The sequence below is a fragment of the Methylobacterium sp. J-070 genome (assembly GCF_022829385.1).
In the GTDB taxonomy this organism is placed as follows: domain Bacteria; phylum Pseudomonadota; class Alphaproteobacteria; order Rhizobiales; family Beijerinckiaceae; genus Methylobacterium.
Genome location: NZ_JAKSXX010000221.1, coordinates 1 through 12,986 on the forward strand (window position 1 = coordinate 1; position 12,986 = coordinate 12,986).

14 protein-coding genes and 1 riboswitch are annotated in these 12,986 nt (G+C 73.0%); of the genes, 9 read left to right on the forward strand and 5 right to left on the reverse strand.

What is annotated here, in order from left to right; all coding sequences use genetic code 11:
- Positions 1-206 precede the first annotated feature (206 nt).
- The 4 genes from MKL01_RS23520 (at position 207) to crcB (ending at position 3,388) form a co-directional block, all read left to right on the forward strand.
- The gene (locus MKL01_RS23520) at positions 207-1,541 is read left to right on the forward strand and encodes a hypothetical protein (RefSeq protein ID WP_243907591.1); all 1,335 of its coding nucleotides are present in this window, start codon (positions 207-209) and stop codon (positions 1,539-1,541) included.
- Between the two features lie 102 nt (positions 1,542-1,643).
- Positions 1,644-2,075, forward strand: coding sequence for an EF-hand domain-containing protein (locus tag MKL01_RS23525; RefSeq protein ID WP_243907592.1), 432 nt, complete (start codon positions 1,644-1,646; stop codon positions 2,073-2,075).
- 179 nt (positions 2,076-2,254) lie between these two features.
- On the forward strand, positions 2,255-2,755 hold the full coding sequence (locus tag MKL01_RS23530; protein WP_243907593.1) for a hypothetical protein: 501 nt from the start codon (positions 2,255-2,257) through the stop codon (positions 2,753-2,755).
- A gap of 82 nt (positions 2,756-2,837) precedes the next feature.
- A riboswitch (Fluoride riboswitch) is annotated at positions 2,838-2,915 on the forward strand.
- An 83-nt stretch (positions 2,916-2,998) separates the two neighbouring features.
- Positions 2,999-3,388 carry a fluoride efflux transporter CrcB gene (gene crcB, locus MKL01_RS23535; protein ID WP_243907594.1) on the forward strand — a complete coding sequence of 130 codons (390 nt, stop codon included), beginning with the start codon at positions 2,999-3,001 and terminating at the stop codon, positions 3,386-3,388.
- Between the two features lie 46 nt (positions 3,389-3,434).
- Here the strand turns inward: crcB and MKL01_RS23540 are convergent, their stop codons facing one another.
- Positions 3,435-4,265 (reverse strand): pyruvate, water dikinase regulatory protein, encoded by an 831-nt coding sequence (locus tag MKL01_RS23540; RefSeq protein WP_243907595.1) that lies wholly within the window; start codon positions 4,263-4,265, stop codon positions 3,435-3,437.
- Positions 4,266-4,768: 503 nt separating this feature from the next.
- On the opposite strand from MKL01_RS23540, the gene MKL01_RS23545 reads away from it, so the two are divergent.
- The 3 genes from MKL01_RS23545 to MKL01_RS23555 all read left to right on the forward strand — a co-directional run bounded on the left by MKL01_RS23545 (position 4,769) and on the right by MKL01_RS23555 (position 6,745).
- Positions 4,769-5,869 (forward strand): uroporphyrinogen decarboxylase, encoded by a 1,101-nt coding sequence (locus MKL01_RS23545; RefSeq protein WP_409566318.1) that lies wholly within the window; start codon positions 4,769-4,771, stop codon positions 5,867-5,869.
- Positions 5,870-5,873: 4 nt separating this feature from the next.
- Entirely contained in the window at positions 5,874-6,305 is a 432-nt protein-coding gene (gene hemJ / locus MKL01_RS23550) for a protoporphyrinogen oxidase HemJ (RefSeq protein WP_243907597.1), read from the forward strand.
- An 83-nt stretch (positions 6,306-6,388) separates the two neighbouring features.
- The gene (locus MKL01_RS23555) at positions 6,389-6,745 is read left to right on the forward strand and encodes a lysozyme inhibitor LprI family protein (protein WP_243907598.1); all 357 of its coding nucleotides are present in this window, start codon (positions 6,389-6,391) and stop codon (positions 6,743-6,745) included.
- A 25-nt stretch (positions 6,746-6,770) separates the two neighbouring features.
- Here the strand turns inward: MKL01_RS23555 and MKL01_RS23560 are convergent, their stop codons facing one another.
- The 4 genes from MKL01_RS23560 to MKL01_RS23575 form a co-directional block, all read right to left on the reverse strand.
- The gene (locus MKL01_RS23560; RefSeq protein ID WP_243907599.1) at positions 6,771-7,178 is read right to left on the reverse strand and encodes a type II toxin-antitoxin system HigA family antitoxin; all 408 of its coding nucleotides are present in this window, start codon (positions 7,176-7,178) and stop codon (positions 6,771-6,773) included.
- A gap of 4 nt (positions 7,179-7,182) precedes the next feature.
- A complete protein-coding gene (locus tag MKL01_RS23565; RefSeq protein WP_243907600.1) occupies positions 7,183-7,470 on the reverse strand; it encodes a type II toxin-antitoxin system HigB family toxin in 288 nt (95 codons plus the stop codon).
- Between the two features lie 143 nt (positions 7,471-7,613).
- Positions 7,614-8,606, reverse strand: a complete 993-nt coding sequence (gene hisG / locus MKL01_RS23570) for an ATP phosphoribosyltransferase (protein ID WP_243907601.1) — start codon at positions 8,604-8,606, stop codon at positions 7,614-7,616.
- Complete coding sequence (locus tag MKL01_RS23575; RefSeq protein WP_243907602.1) at positions 8,603-9,757, reverse strand: ATP phosphoribosyltransferase regulatory subunit; 1,155 nt, start codon at positions 9,755-9,757, stop codon at positions 8,603-8,605. The genes hisG and MKL01_RS23575 overlap by 4 nt, the downstream gene beginning before the upstream one ends.
- Before the next feature lie 180 nt (positions 9,758-9,937).
- On the opposite strand from MKL01_RS23575, the gene MKL01_RS23580 reads away from it, so the two are divergent.
- Together MKL01_RS23580 and MKL01_RS23585 are read left to right on the forward strand one after the other, a co-directional pair.
- Entirely contained in the window at positions 9,938-11,626 is a 1,689-nt protein-coding gene (locus tag MKL01_RS23580) for a methyl-accepting chemotaxis protein (RefSeq protein WP_243907603.1), read from the forward strand.
- Between the two features lie 45 nt (positions 11,627-11,671).
- Positions 11,672-12,982: a histidine-type phosphatase gene (locus MKL01_RS23585; protein ID WP_243907604.1), complete on the forward strand. Its 1,311-nt coding sequence runs from the start codon at positions 11,672-11,674 to the stop codon at positions 12,980-12,982.
- Positions 12,983-12,986: the final 4 nt, after the last annotated feature.

A 12,986-nucleotide genomic window follows, 5' to 3' on the forward strand; every position in this document is an offset into this window, starting at 1 on the left:
AAGCTGCGCCTGCGCGCCGAGCAGACCCGCCGGGTCGAGGCCGGCACCGCGATTCCCGCCGGGAGCAACCCGTGGTGATTCTTTTGAGTCTTCCGCGATGCGCGATTGCCCTCCCCCCTCTGCGGGGGAGGGTGGCCCCCGGAGGGGGTCGGGAGAGGGGAGCCCGGCTTCCGGAGAGGACTGAGCCCGTCAGGTCGGGCGAGACCATGCCCGAAGCAGCGCTCCCCTCGCCCCCCCTGCTCCGCAGGGGACCCTCCCCCGCAGAGGGGGGAGGGAGGGCGCGCATCCTGGCCGCCCTGCTCCTCACCCTCCTCGCCCCCCTCCTCGCCCCACGCGCCGCCCGGGCCGAGATCGAGCCGGGCGACCTCACCCTCACGGTCACCGCGGAGCTGAACGGCAACAGCGCCCCCTTCCCCCGCGAGATGGTGCTGTTGAAGATCCACGGGGTCTACCGGCAGCCGATCCTGCTGGAGGAAGTGGTGCAGCCCTCGCTGGCGAACTTTTCCTGGACGCAGCTCGGCCGGGACCACTGGAGCAAGGCCAAGCTTCCGGACGGCCAGAGCGCCATCGCGTTCGACCGCACCGTGGCGGTCTTCCCCCACCATGCCGGCCAGTTCACCATCGAGCCGTTCACCCACAAGCTCACGGTCAACGACGTCGGCGAGCGCCGGGTGGTCGAGGTCCGCTCGACGCCGATCCCGTTCCCGGTGACGCCCTGGACCGCCCCCACGGGCGGCCCGGACGTCCCGGAGCCCTGGTGGCTGCCCGCCAGGGACGTGGCGATCACCGATTCCTGGAGTCCGGATCCCGAGACCGTGAAGGTCGGCGAGACCACCCGGCGGATCGTCACCCTGGAGGCCCAGGGCATGGTCGCCGAGGGCCTGCCGCCCCGGCCGGTGATGCGCACCCGCGGCATCATCACCTTCGCGGGTCCCGTCACCCGCGAGACCCTGCTGACCCCCTCCGGACCGGTGGCCCGGGCCACCTACCAGTGGGACGTGAAGCCCGGCGTGCCCGAGATCATCCCCCTCGACGCCATCGCGATCCCGTGGTTCGACACCGGCACCCGCACGATGCGGGAGACCGAGATCCCGGCCCGGCAGATCGGCGGCGGCCTCCCCGACCGCGCGACCGACCGGGCGCCCCCGCCGATCCCCTCGCCGCTCGTGGTCGCCGGTGCGGCGCTCGCGGCCTTCGGGCTCGGACTGGCGCTGATCGGCTTCGGCCTCGGCCGGCCGCGCCTGCGCCTCTCCGGCCCGGCCCGGCGCGCCCTGCGGGCGACGGCCCGCGCGGGGGACCCGGCCGGGTTCCGCGCGAGTCTGGACGCGGCGATGCGCGAGGCCCCGGATCTCGCCCGGATCTGGCGGGCACGGCCCGACCTCGCGGCGGCCTTCGCGGCCCTCGACCGATCGGTCTTCGGAGCCGGGGGTGCGGGCGGCCCGGACCTGCCCGCCCTGGCCCGCGCCCTGTCGCGCTCCGAACCGGTCGCCGCGGAGCCCGGGCCGGACCGCCTGGCGCCGCTCGACGGGCCGGCCCGCTGATCGCCGCCGGGGCGATCCAGGCTTTGTGAAGACCCGTCCGGGAACGGCCCGCGCCGCGGCGATTTGGGCTGCCGGCGCTGATCGCCACCGGAGATGTCATCCATGCCCGCGACCCTGCACCGACCCGCCCGTGCGCTCGCCGCGACGCTGGTCGCCGCCCTCGTCCTGCCGGCCGCGCTCCCGACCGCGGCCTCCGCCCGGTCCTCGGGGACCGAGCGCACCCTGAAGATGGTCGACACCGACAACGACGGCACGATCGATCTGGCCGAGGCCCAGGCCGCCGCCGGCAAGACCTTCGACGCCGCCGAGAAGGACAAGGACGGCACCGTCGACGCCAAGGAGCTGAAGGGCCGGGTCAGCAAGAAGGACCTGAAGGCGGCCGACACCGACGCCGACGGCACCCTCGACCGCAAGGAGTACCTCGCCCTGGCCGAGAGCCGCTTCAAGGCGGCCGATCCCGACGGCGACGGCAAGCTCGACGCCAAGGAACTCAAGACCGCGGCCGGACGGAGCCTGCTGCAGCTCCTCAAGTAAGGCCGCCGGCCCGGACGAGCGCCGTTGCACAGTTCCTGAGCAAGTATTATTCCTGTGCAACGGCTCAAGATCTGAGCAGGCATCAATATCTTGCACGTCATTGCGTCAACTGAATTGCCTCCGTAGGGTCTCGATCACCGAGCGACAAGCATCGGGTCGAACAATCTGGGAGGCACGCGATGGCACGCACGAACGAGGTCAAGGACAGGTTTCGCGCACGGCTGCAGGAGGCCGATGCCCGCAGCAACGATTTCCGCAGGAAGCTGCTGGAGGACGGCGCCCGGGCGCTGGAGCCGGTGGTCGGGGTGCTGAACCTCATGGCCGAAGTCCTCAACGAGGAGGACAACGTCCACGGCAGCATCAGCGGCCTCGAGGCCAAGATCGATCAGGACAACTTCATCAGCCTCTGCGCGCAGCTGCGCGGGACCGACACCGAGCAGAAGATCAAGATCAAGTACGGTCCGGAACTCGGCGGCAGCAACTACATCTCGGTCTCGGGCCTGAACCAGCGCTACAACGAGCGCCTCGTGCCGGGGGCCGCGAGCTGCGCCGTCGGCCGGACCGTCGGCAGCGACATCCAGCTCGACGAGCATCGGGGGGACGAACTCGCCGAGGTGGTCCGCGAGGTGGTGGAGGATTTCTACGCCGCCCAGATCGAGCAGCGCAGCCATTTCGCCTAAACGCGCTGACGCCCCCGCGGATCCGGAGGCGGGACGGGTCCGCAAAACCCGATTCCCCTTTGCGGCGTCCTGCGCTAAGCCTGCCCGCGATGGGGATGGAGCTCCCCGACAACCGCCCGGCGCACCGATCCTGTGCCGGGCTGATGGCTCCTACCGCACGGGCGCGCCTCCGCGGCCCGCGGTGGGGCCGTGTGCCGAAGCCGCGACATGACGGGGCCGCCCGACCGTACAGGAAGGGCAGGCATGATCAACACCCTCATCGTCATCCTCGGGGCCGGGCTCGGAGGCGGGGCCCGCCACGGCGTCAACGTGGCGGTGGCGCGGCTGCTGCCGGGCCTCGGCTTTCCGCTGGCCACGCTGATCATCAACGTGCTGGGCTCGTTCCTGATGGGGGTGCTGGCGGAAGGCTTCGCCCTGCGCGGCGCGGCGGGCCATCCGGCCCGGCTGTTCCTGACCACCGGGGTGCTCGGCGGCTTCACCACCTTCTCGACCTTCTCGCTCGACGCGATCAGCCTGTACGAGCGCGGCGAGACGGCGGCGGCCGCCCTCTACGTGCTGGCCTCGGTGGCGGCGGGGCTCGCGGGTCTGCTCGCGGGCCTCGCCCTGGTCCGGTCGGTCCTGAGCGGGGGTTGAACGGGTCCCGGTCTCGAACGGCCCGCGGCCTTCGGAAGCCCGGGCCTCAATCGGCGATGAACTTCAGCCGGTGGTCGCGGTGGAGATCGACGATCGCCGCCGCGGTCTCCTCGATGGAGCGCCGGGTCACGTCGATGGTCGGCCAGCGGTTCTTCGTGAACAGCCGGCGGGACGCGGTGATCTCGTCGGCCACCGCCGAGCGGTCGACATACATCGAGGATTCGTCGGCGTTCAGGCTGGACAGCCGGTTCTGGCGGATCTGCACGATCCGCTCCGGCGAGGCGAACAGGCCCACCACCAGGGGCTTGCGGGCGCGCTCGAGGGCGGGCGGCAGCGGCATCCCCGGCACCAGCGGCAGGTTGGTGGTCTTGAGGCCGCGATTGGCGAGGTAGATCGAGGTCGGGGTCTTCGAGGTCCGGCTGACCCCGAGCAGGATCACGTCGGCCTCCTCCAGGTCCTCGGGCAGGTTGCCGTCGTCGTGGGCGAGCGTGAAGTTCATCGCGTCGATGCGCTTGAAATACTCCGCGTTGAGCATGTGCTGGGCGCCGGGCCGGGCGGTGGTCTCGGCGCCGAGATAGGCGCGCAGCAGGTCGTGGACCGGCCGCAGCACCGACAGGCAGGGCGACCCGGTCTCCCGGGCGACCTCCTCCAGCCGCTCGCCGAGGTCGCCCCCCACCAGGGTGTAGAGCACGAGGCCCGGCGCCGCCCGGATCTCCGAGATCACCCGGTCGAGCTGCGCCGCCGAGCGCACCAGCGGGTAGACGTGCTCGATCGCCGACACGCCCTCGTACTGCGCGGCGGCCGCCCGCCCGACATTGATCAGCGTCTCGCCGGTGGAGTCGGAGACGAGGTGGAGGTGGAAATAGCTGCGGCCCATCCGGTCGTCTCCGCGGTCGCTGTCCTGCCGGGACCGCGTTGTCCACCGTCGGCCGCCAGGGGAGTCGATGAGTGTGGATAGGATGCCGCGTCGGGCCGGTCCAGGGCGATTCCGTTGCGCACTATCGACTCCGCCGTTCACAGGCGGATGATCGGCGCACGCGGAATCCGCCCCGCTGGGAGAATCCGGGACGAATCCGCGGCCGCACAGGACTCGGCGCTGCCAAGCGGCTGCCGGATCTGGCCGTTCTGGCAAGATGGAGCGAATCCTTTAAAGCTCCGTTAACGGCGCGGCGGCGGGGACCGCCTGTGGACCGGATTGCGCTCCCGACATTCCGGCCCCCAAGAGAAAAAACAGAGTCCTAGATTCTCTCTTTTCTTTTCGAAGGGGCCTGTGTGGGGATCGCGGCGCCGCGACTCGACACGGGGCGCGCCGACGGGCATGCGGGATGGGCTGAGCGGGTGGGAGCGCAGATGACGGGGACGCCGCAGGTGGGTCGCAGGATGATGCGTGTCCTCGACGGGGAGACGATCGGGCCGCCCCCCGCCTGGATGATGCGCCAGGCCGGCCGCTACCTGCCGGAATACCGGGCGACCCGGGCGGAGGCGGGCTCGTTCCTCGACCTCTGCTACAATCCGGATTTCGCCGTCGAGGTGACGCTCCAGCCGATCCGCCGCTTCGGCTTCGACGCCGCGATCCTGTTCTCGGACATCCTGGTCGTCCCCCACGCGCTCGGCCAGGACGTGCGCTTCGTGGAGGGCGAGGGGCCGCGCCTCGATCCGCTCGACGGCCGGGGGGCGTTCTCGCGGCTGCGGGAGGCCGGCGATCCGGCGGTGATGGCGCATCTCGCCCCGGTCTTCGAGACGGTGCGACGGCTGCGCGCCGAACTGCCGGGCGAGACCACGCTGCTGGGCTTCTGCGGTGCGCCCTGGACGGTGGCGAGCTACATGATCGGCGGCCGCGGCACGCCGGACCTCGCCCCCGCGCGGGCGCTGGCCGAGGGCGACACCGCCCTGGTCGACGCCCTGATCGACCGGCTCGTCACGGTGCAGACCGATTACCTCGTGCGCCAGCTCGAGGCCGGCGCCGACGCCGTGCAGATCTTCGAGTCCCATGCCGGCACCCTGCCGCTCGCCGTGCCGGCCTCCGGCGGGGTCGTCGAGCCCGTGGGCGACGTCGCCGAGAGCGCCCTGCCGGATGCCCCCGCGGCCGACGCCCTCACCCGCTGGTCCCTGCAACCCATCGCCCGCATGATCGCCGGCGTCCGCGCCCGCGTGCCCCACGCGAAGATCATCGTGTTCGCCCGCGGCTCGGGTCTCGACGGCCATGCCCGGGTGGTGCCGGAGACGGGCGCCGACGCGGTCGGGGTCGATTGGGGCGTGGATCTGAAGGCCCTGCGGGCCCGGGTGCCGGCCGCCACGGTGACGCAGGGCAACCTCCATCCCGACACGCTGATCGCGGGCGGCGCCGCCCTCGACGCGGCGGTGGATGCCGTGCTGGCGGCCACCGCGGGGCTGCCCCACGTGTTCAACCTCGGCCACGGCATCACGCCGCAGACGCCGGTCGCCCATGTCGAGCGCATGCTCGCCCGGCTGCGCGGGTGAGAGCGTGCTGTACGACTGGATCAAGGCCGGGCACGTCATCAGCCTGATCGCCTGGATGGCGGGGATGCTCTACCTGCCGCGGCTGTTCGTCTACCACGCCGGCCTGCCGCCGGGCTCGGAGGCGCAGGCCGCGACCTTCAAGGTGATGGAGCGCCGCCTGCTCAAGGCGATCATGACCCCGGCGCTGATCGCCACCTGGGTGTTCGGGCTGATCCTCGCCGGGATGAGCGGCTACTACGCGGCTCCGTGGCTGCAGGCGAAGGTCGTGCTGGTCCTGGCGATGTCGGGGATCCACGGCTGGCTCGCCCGGATGGTCAAGGACTTCGCGGCCGACCGGAACACCCGCGCGCCCCGGTTCTACCGGGTGCTCAACGAGGTGCCGACGCTCCTGATGATCGGCATCGTTATCCTGGCGATCGTCAAGCCGGGCCTCTGATCCGGGGATCCTGTGATCCCCGCCGGATTCCCCACGCCCCGACGCGGCGCGGAGCCTTTGCACCGCCGGGCCGTTGGGAGGCCATGACGAAGCCGCTCCTCCTCGCCGCCTTGCTAGCCGCCCTCGCCGGCTCGACCGCCGCGCCACCCGCCCGGGCCGCGAGCTTCCCCTGCGCGAAGGCCGGGGCCCCCGACGAGACGGCGATCTGCGCCCATCTCCCGCTCAACGACCGGGACGTCGAGATGGCGACCCGGTTCGAGATCCTGAAGAGCGTGCTGCCGATGGGCGGCCAGGCGAAGCTGCGCGACGATCAGGAGGCGTGGCTGCAGGAGCGCCGGACCTGCGGCGCCGACGTCGCCTGCCTCACCACGGCCTACGACGCCCGGCTCAAGGTGCTGCGCGGGGTGCTGGCGGAGTTCGCCAAGCAGGGGCCGCAGTAGAGATCGACGCAAACACGCCGGATCCCTACAGACCGAGGAACATCGCCGCCGGGAACGCGAAGCGCGCGCTCAGGGCCCGGGCCTGACGGATGTTGATCTGACGCTTGCCGCTCAGGATCTCCGAGACGACGGATTGCGGACCTACCTCCGGCAGCTCACCCTGGCCGAGGCCGCGTTCGTCCATGATGTAGCGCAACGCGGCGGCACCGGTGACCTGCGGCATGGGGCGCTGCGCCGCGTCGTAGGCCTCGATCAAATCGCCCATGCGGGAGGCGAGAACCGCCAGGGGATGATCCTCGTCCTCGCCGATGAGGCTCAGGATCTGGTCCATGGCCTGGACCAGCCGATCGTAGTCACGTCGGTTCGCCGGGGCGGTCAGCAGGGGGGCGACGTGCGGCCAATGCGCGACGGCCTTCTCCACGAGGGTGGTCATCGATCTACCCCTTCCATTTGCCCTTGTCGTACGTGGCGTGATCCATAATAGCTTGGATATAGATCTTCTTGTATTTATATTGAACGACAGAAATTAAACTCAATTTTTTGCCGCCGATATCGAACACATGCAGGCGACCGACCTTGTCGGTTGCCGAAAACAGCGCTTTCATTTGAGCGAAGTCGCGCGGTTCCGAACTCCTTATCAGTCGATACCGGGCATCGAGCGCATCGGCGGCATGGGGCCATGTCCGCTTGGCCTCCCAGATCCGCGCTTGCGTGATGACGTGCATGGGTTCGAGGCCACATCGCAGTGTGCGATGCGCGCAGGCCGGTGTCACGGCGAGAAGCGACCGCCGGCGCAAAGCGGCCCGCGCATGCCAGTGGCGAATGCCGGCGCTGTCCGATCAGCAACGCGCGCTTTTGAGCCGGCTCGTTACAACCGCGCCAGCAGCCGCTCCGCCAGGGGATTCTCGGCCGCGAAGGCGTAATCCACCCGCCGCACCGTCACGGCCCGCGCCCCGGCCTCGACCAGCGCCCCGGCGAGCTCGAACACCGCCCCCTCGGGGCAGCGCAGGACGATCTCGCCCTCGGGTCCCTCCGGGGCGCCGTAGGGCAGTTCGGCCTCGTGCAGGCCCGCGAGGCTGGCGAGGTCGATCGTGCCGCTCTCCGGCAGGGCGGCCCGCACCTCCCGGGTCGTGCGGGCGCGCTCCTCGGCGGCGATCCGGCCGAGGACGGTGCGGAGCGCGGCCCGCTGGCCCTCGCCCCACGGAGCCCGGAGCGACGCCACGAGGTTGGCCTCCGAGCGCAGGATGATCCCGTCGTCCAGGATCTTCAGGGCGTTGGCGCCGAGCGTCGCCCCCGTGGTGGTGATGTCGACCACGATCTCGGCCGAGCCCGCCGCCGGTGCCCCCTCGGTGGCGCCCAGGCTCTCGACGATCCGGTAGTCGGCGACGCCCTTCTCGGCGAAGAACCGCCGGGTCAGGTTCACGTACTTGGTGGCGACCCGCAGGCGCCGCCCGTGCCGGGCGCGCATGCCGGCCGCGACCTCGTCGAGGTCGGACATGTCGCGCACGTCGATCCAGGCCTGGGGCACCGCCACCACCACGGTGGCGTTGCCGAAGCCGAGCGGCGTCAGCAGCTCCACCTGGCCGCGCACGTCCGGCAGGGTCTCGCGGATCAGGTCCTCGCCGGTGACCCCGAGATGGGCGGCGCCCGAGGCGAGCTGCGCGGCGATCTCCGAGGCCGAGAGGTAGCGCACCTCGACGTCGGGGACGCCCAGCAGCTTGCCCCGGTAGTCGCGGGCGCCCGCTCCTTGCGCGAGCTTCAGCCCGGCCCGGCCGAAGAACGCGTTGGCGTTCTCCTGCAGGCGACCCTTGGACGGGACGGCGAGGATCAGCGGCATGGCGGCCGGGTCCGAGGACGTCATCGGCCGGCTCCCGCCACGCGCGCGATCCAGAAGGTGCAGCCCACCGCCGGAAGCGGGACCGGGCTGCCGAGATGGCCCAGCAGGCCGTCGTAGCGGCCGCCGCCGACCAGGATCGGCCCGTCGCCCCAACCGTCCCCCTCGGTCACCTCGAAGATGAAGCCGGTATAGTAGTCGAGATTGCGGGCGAAGCCGCCCTGGAAGCGGAACCGCTCGATCGGCAGGCCCCGGGCCGCGATGAAGCCGGTGCGCTCCTCGAACAGGTCGAGGGCCGCCGCGAGCGCGTCGTGCCGGAGGTTCGCGTCCGCCACCAGGGCCCGCAGGTCGCGCGCCGCCGCGTCCGGGTGGCCCCCGATGGCCCGGTAGCGGTCGAGCACGGCGCGGTTCTCGGCGTTGAGCCCGGCCCCGCCATGGGCTTGCGCGGCCGCCTTGGCGAGGAAGCGCTCGGCGATCTCGCCGGCGCTGCGCCCGCCCACCGCCGAGATCCCGGCGATCGCCAGCACGTCCTCCACGAAGGCGCGCACGCCCCGGGGATCCTGGCCCTGGATCGCCGCCAGCAGGCCCGCATGGGGGTCCTCGGGCCGGACGCCCTCGGCGCCGTTGGTCACCGCGTCGAGCGAGCGCCCGGCCGCGAGCGCCCGGAGCGTCCGGCGCTTGGCCGCGGGCGGCACCGCGAGGCCGTCGAGCAGCGCCACGGTCAGGCCCATGTCGCCGAGCCGCACCGCCGGAGCGACGCGGCCGAACAGCGCGAGCCCCTCGAGGGCGAGGCCCAGCACCTCGGCATCGGCCGCCGGGGTGTCGGTGCGCCCGATCGACTCGATGCCGGCCTGGAAGAACTCGTCGGGCTCGTCGGCGGCCAGCCGGAAGACCGGGCCGCAATAGCTGTAATCGGCCGCGCGCCCGTCGGCCTCGGCCCGGTGCAGGCGGCAGACCGGAATGGTGAATTCCGGCCGCAGGCACAGCTCGGCCCCGCCCGCATCCTGGGTCACGAAGATCCGCCGGCGGATATCCTCGCCCGACAGTTCCAGGAACGGCTCCAGCGGCTGCAGCACCGGCGGCGTCACCGGCCGGTAGCCCGCCGACGCCAGATGGGCGGAGAGCCGCGCGCGCGCCGCGTCCCCCGCCCCCGTCTCCCCCGCCTCCGGTCGTGTCATCGCATCCATCCTCGCGGGCGCTCTGTAGCAACCGCGACCGGCCTTGGCGACAGGGGGCGTGCCGGCCCGATGCGTCACGCAGGATCGCGCAAGGCGCGGTCCGATGACCGATAACCTTTACGGAGCTGCAACGGCGATCCGCTACACGGGCCGCTTCCGGCCCGTCATCGGTGAACGACCGTGCATCTCCCTGTCCGCCTCAGAACCCAGTTCCTGGTGCTCGCCGGCCTCATCGGGGCGATCGTCATCGCGGTCGGCACCCAGGCCGCCCTGCGCGTCTGGCAGAGTACCGCGACCACCGAGGAGATCGGCGACCGGCTGTTGCCGGCCGTCGACCTCCTGGGCGATCTGCGCGCGACCATGACCCGCGTGCGCCTGGGGGCCACCCGGGTGCTCGACGAGACCGAACCCGGCGCCCTCGCCCAGGCCCGGGACCGCAACGATGCCCGGATCGCCGAGATGCAGGGCCTGATCCGGGACGTCGCCGCCCTGCTGTCGGCGAGCCCCGATACGGCCGCGTCCATGACGGCCTTCACCGGGCAATGGCAGGCCTATCTGGAGGCCCAGCGCGGGGCCTTCGCGCTGGCGGCCGGAGGCGAGGCGGCCCGGGCCCGGACGGCCTTCAACGGTCCGGCCAATAAGCTGTACGACACGGCCTGGAAGAGCCTCGATGGCCTGAAGGGATCCGCGAGCCGGGCGGCCCGGGCCGCCACCGGGGCGGCCCGCGAGGCCAGCGCGACGGCGGTGACGACGATCCTGGTCGGCACCGGCCTCGGCACGGTCCTGGCGCTGGCCCTGATGGCGTGGCTCGCCCGGGACATCGCCGGGCGCGCCCTGTGGGTCGCCGCCGCCATGACGGAGCTGGCCGCCGGCAACGCCGCGGTCGCCGTGCCCTGCACCGAGCGGCGCGACGAGATCGCCGAGATCGCCCGGGCCGCCCTCGGTTTCCGGGCGAGCCTGGAGCGCAACCGGGCCCTCGAGGCCGAGACCGCGCTGGCCCGGGCGGGCGCGGAGGCCCAGCGCCGGGCGGCGATGCAGAGCCTGGCGACGGCCTTCGAGGGCAGCGTCGGCGGGGTGATCGTCGCGGTGACGGACGCCGTCGCCCAGCTCCAGACCACGGCCGGAAGCATGAGCGCGATCGCCGCCCAGGCCTCGGCCCAGTCGGGGGGCGTCGCCCGGGCGGCCGAGGACGCCGCCGGCAATGTCGGCACGGTGGCGGCCGCCGCCGAGCAGCTCGGCGCCTCGGTTCAGGAGATCGGCCGGCAGGTTCAGGCTTCGGCCAGCTTGGCGCAGGGGGCGGTCGCGGAATCCGGCCAGACCGCGGCCCTCGTGGAGGATCTCAGCGCCGCCGCGTCCCGGATCGGCGACGTGGTCGCGCTCATCTCCGGCATCGCGGCCCAGACCAACCTCCTGGCCCTCAACGCGACCATCGAGGCGGCCCGGGCCGGGTCCGCCGGCCGGGGCTTCGCCGTGGTCGCCTCCGAGGTGAAGGCCCTGGCCGAGCAGACCACCCGGGCCACCGCGGAGATCACCGGGCAGATCGGCCGGATCCAGGCCTCCACCGGCCAGGCCGTCGGGGCGATCGGCTCGATCACCGCCCGCATCGAGGAGATCAGCGGCGTGGCGACCTCGATCGCCGCCGCCGTGGAGCAGCAGTGTGCAGCCACCCAGGAAATCGTCCGCAACGTGTCGGAGGCCGCCGCCGGGACCAGCGCGGTGACCGGCAACGTCGCGGGCCTGGCGGGGGCCGCCGACGAGACCGGGGCCGCTGCCGCCCAGGTCCTGGCCTCGGCGCAGGCCCTGTCGCGCGAGTCGGGACGGCTCGGCGCCGCCGTGGGGCAGTTCCTGTCCGGCCTGCGGGCGGCCTGAGCCCGGGCCGCCGGATCATTCCATGCGGAGACGGGGGCGACCGTGATGGCTCGGAGGATCCCGCAGGTGCCCGGCCGGGGGCGAGGCCCGAGGGTTGCAGTCTCGGGCACCGCGTCCGCGTGCATCGCCCTCGCGATCCTCCTGTCGGCGCAGGCCCCCGTCCGGGCCGAGCCCCGGCTGGAGCGCGTGGTGATGGTCTCCCGCCACGGCGGGCGCGCGCCGACCGCTTCGCCGGCCGCCCTGGAGGCCAGGACCGGCCGGCCCTGGCCGGCCTTTCCCGGCGAGCCGGGGGATTTGACGCCGCACGGCGTCGAGGCGCTGTCCCGGATGGGGGCCTACCTGCGGAGCGTCTATGCCCGGGCGGAGCTGCTGCCCGAGACCGGTTGCCCGGCGCCCGACGCCGTGCAGGTCTGGGCGGACGGCGCCACGAACCGCACCCGCCGGAGCGGGCATGTCCTGGCCGATGCCGTCGCGCCGGGCTGCGGCCTCGTCGCCCGCCACGGGCCGGCGGGTGCTTCCGATCCGGTCTTCGACAGCGGTCGCGTCTGCCCCCTGGATCCGGCCGAGGCCCTGGCGGCGGTGCAGGCGCGCACGGCGGGGGGGACCGCCGTGACCGACAAACCCGCCGACAAGGCCATCGCGGCGCTGAAGCGGATCCTGGGTCCGGGTGCCTGCAAGGCGGTTCCGGCGGCCTGCCTCGAGGGCCCGAGCACGCTGGTGGCCACGCCCGCCGGGCCGAGGATCGACGGTCCGCTGGCGCTGGCCGCCACGGTGTCGGAGGCCCTGCTCCTGGACTACGCCGAGGGCCTGCCGGCCGATCAGGTCGCCTGGGGACAGGGCGCGCCCGAGACCCTGGCCCAGATCCTCCCCGCCCACCGGCGGTGGGCCGACCTCCTGCGCCGGACCCCCGGGATCGCCCGGTTCCGCGCCGCGACCCTGCTGCGGATGCTCGCCGACCTGCTGACGGGCGAGGCGCCCCGGGGCCTCGGCGTGCCGCCGCTGGGGTCGAGCGCGCGCCTCGTCGTGCTGGCCGGGGACGACACCACCCTGTCGAGCCTGTCGGGCGCCCTCGGCCTCGGCTGGTCGCTGCCGGGACAGCCGGACCCCACGGCGCCCGGCACCACCCTCGCCTTCGAGGTCTGGCGCAACCCGGAGACCGGCGCGCGGACGGTGCGGGTCCGGGTCTACGCCCAGACCCTCGACCAGCTGCGCTCCGCCCGGCCGCTCGGTCCCTTCGACCCGCCGGTGTCGCTGCCGCTGGCGATCGGGATCTGCCAGGCGCGGGAGGGCGCCTGCGGCCTGGAGACCTTCGCGGCCAATGTCCGCGCCGCGATCCCGCCCGTCTGTCTCCGGTAGCGCC

What these genes read in the sequence shown, in the direction of transcription:
- MKL01_RS23530 (WP_243907593.1), top strand. Translation starts at nt 2,255, where the DNA reads ATGGCACGCACGAACGAGGTCAAGGACAGGTTTCGCGCACGGCTGCAG.
- MKL01_RS23575 (WP_243907602.1), bottom strand. Translation starts at nt 9,757, where the DNA reads ATGACACGACCGGAGGCGGGGGAGACGGGGGCGGGGGACGCGGCGCGC.
- MKL01_RS23525 (WP_243907592.1), top strand. Translation starts at nt 1,644, where the DNA reads ATGCCCGCGACCCTGCACCGACCCGCCCGTGCGCTCGCCGCGACGCTG.
- MKL01_RS23545 (WP_409566318.1), top strand. Translation starts at nt 4,769, where the DNA reads ATGATGCGTGTCCTCGACGGGGAGACGATCGGGCCGCCCCCCGCCTGG.
- hisG (WP_243907601.1), bottom strand. Translation starts at nt 8,606, where the DNA reads ATGACGTCCTCGGACCCGGCCGCCATGCCGCTGATCCTCGCCGTCCCG.
- MKL01_RS23540 (WP_243907595.1), bottom strand. Translation starts at nt 4,265, where the DNA reads ATGGGCCGCAGCTATTTCCACCTCCACCTCGTCTCCGACTCCACCGGC.
- MKL01_RS23585 (WP_243907604.1), top strand. Translation starts at nt 11,672, where the DNA reads ATGGCTCGGAGGATCCCGCAGGTGCCCGGCCGGGGGCGAGGCCCGAGG.
- MKL01_RS23555 (WP_243907598.1), top strand. Translation starts at nt 6,389, where the DNA reads ATGACGAAGCCGCTCCTCCTCGCCGCCTTGCTAGCCGCCCTCGCCGGC.
- MKL01_RS23565 (WP_243907600.1), bottom strand. Translation starts at nt 7,470, where the DNA reads ATGCACGTCATCACGCAAGCGCGGATCTGGGAGGCCAAGCGGACATGG.
- MKL01_RS23560 (WP_243907599.1), bottom strand. Translation starts at nt 7,178, where the DNA reads ATGACCACCCTCGTGGAGAAGGCCGTCGCGCATTGGCCGCACGTCGCC.
- MKL01_RS23520 (WP_243907591.1), top strand. Translation starts at nt 207, where the DNA reads ATGCCCGAAGCAGCGCTCCCCTCGCCCCCCCTGCTCCGCAGGGGACCC.
- crcB (WP_243907594.1), top strand. Translation starts at nt 2,999, where the DNA reads ATGATCAACACCCTCATCGTCATCCTCGGGGCCGGGCTCGGAGGCGGG.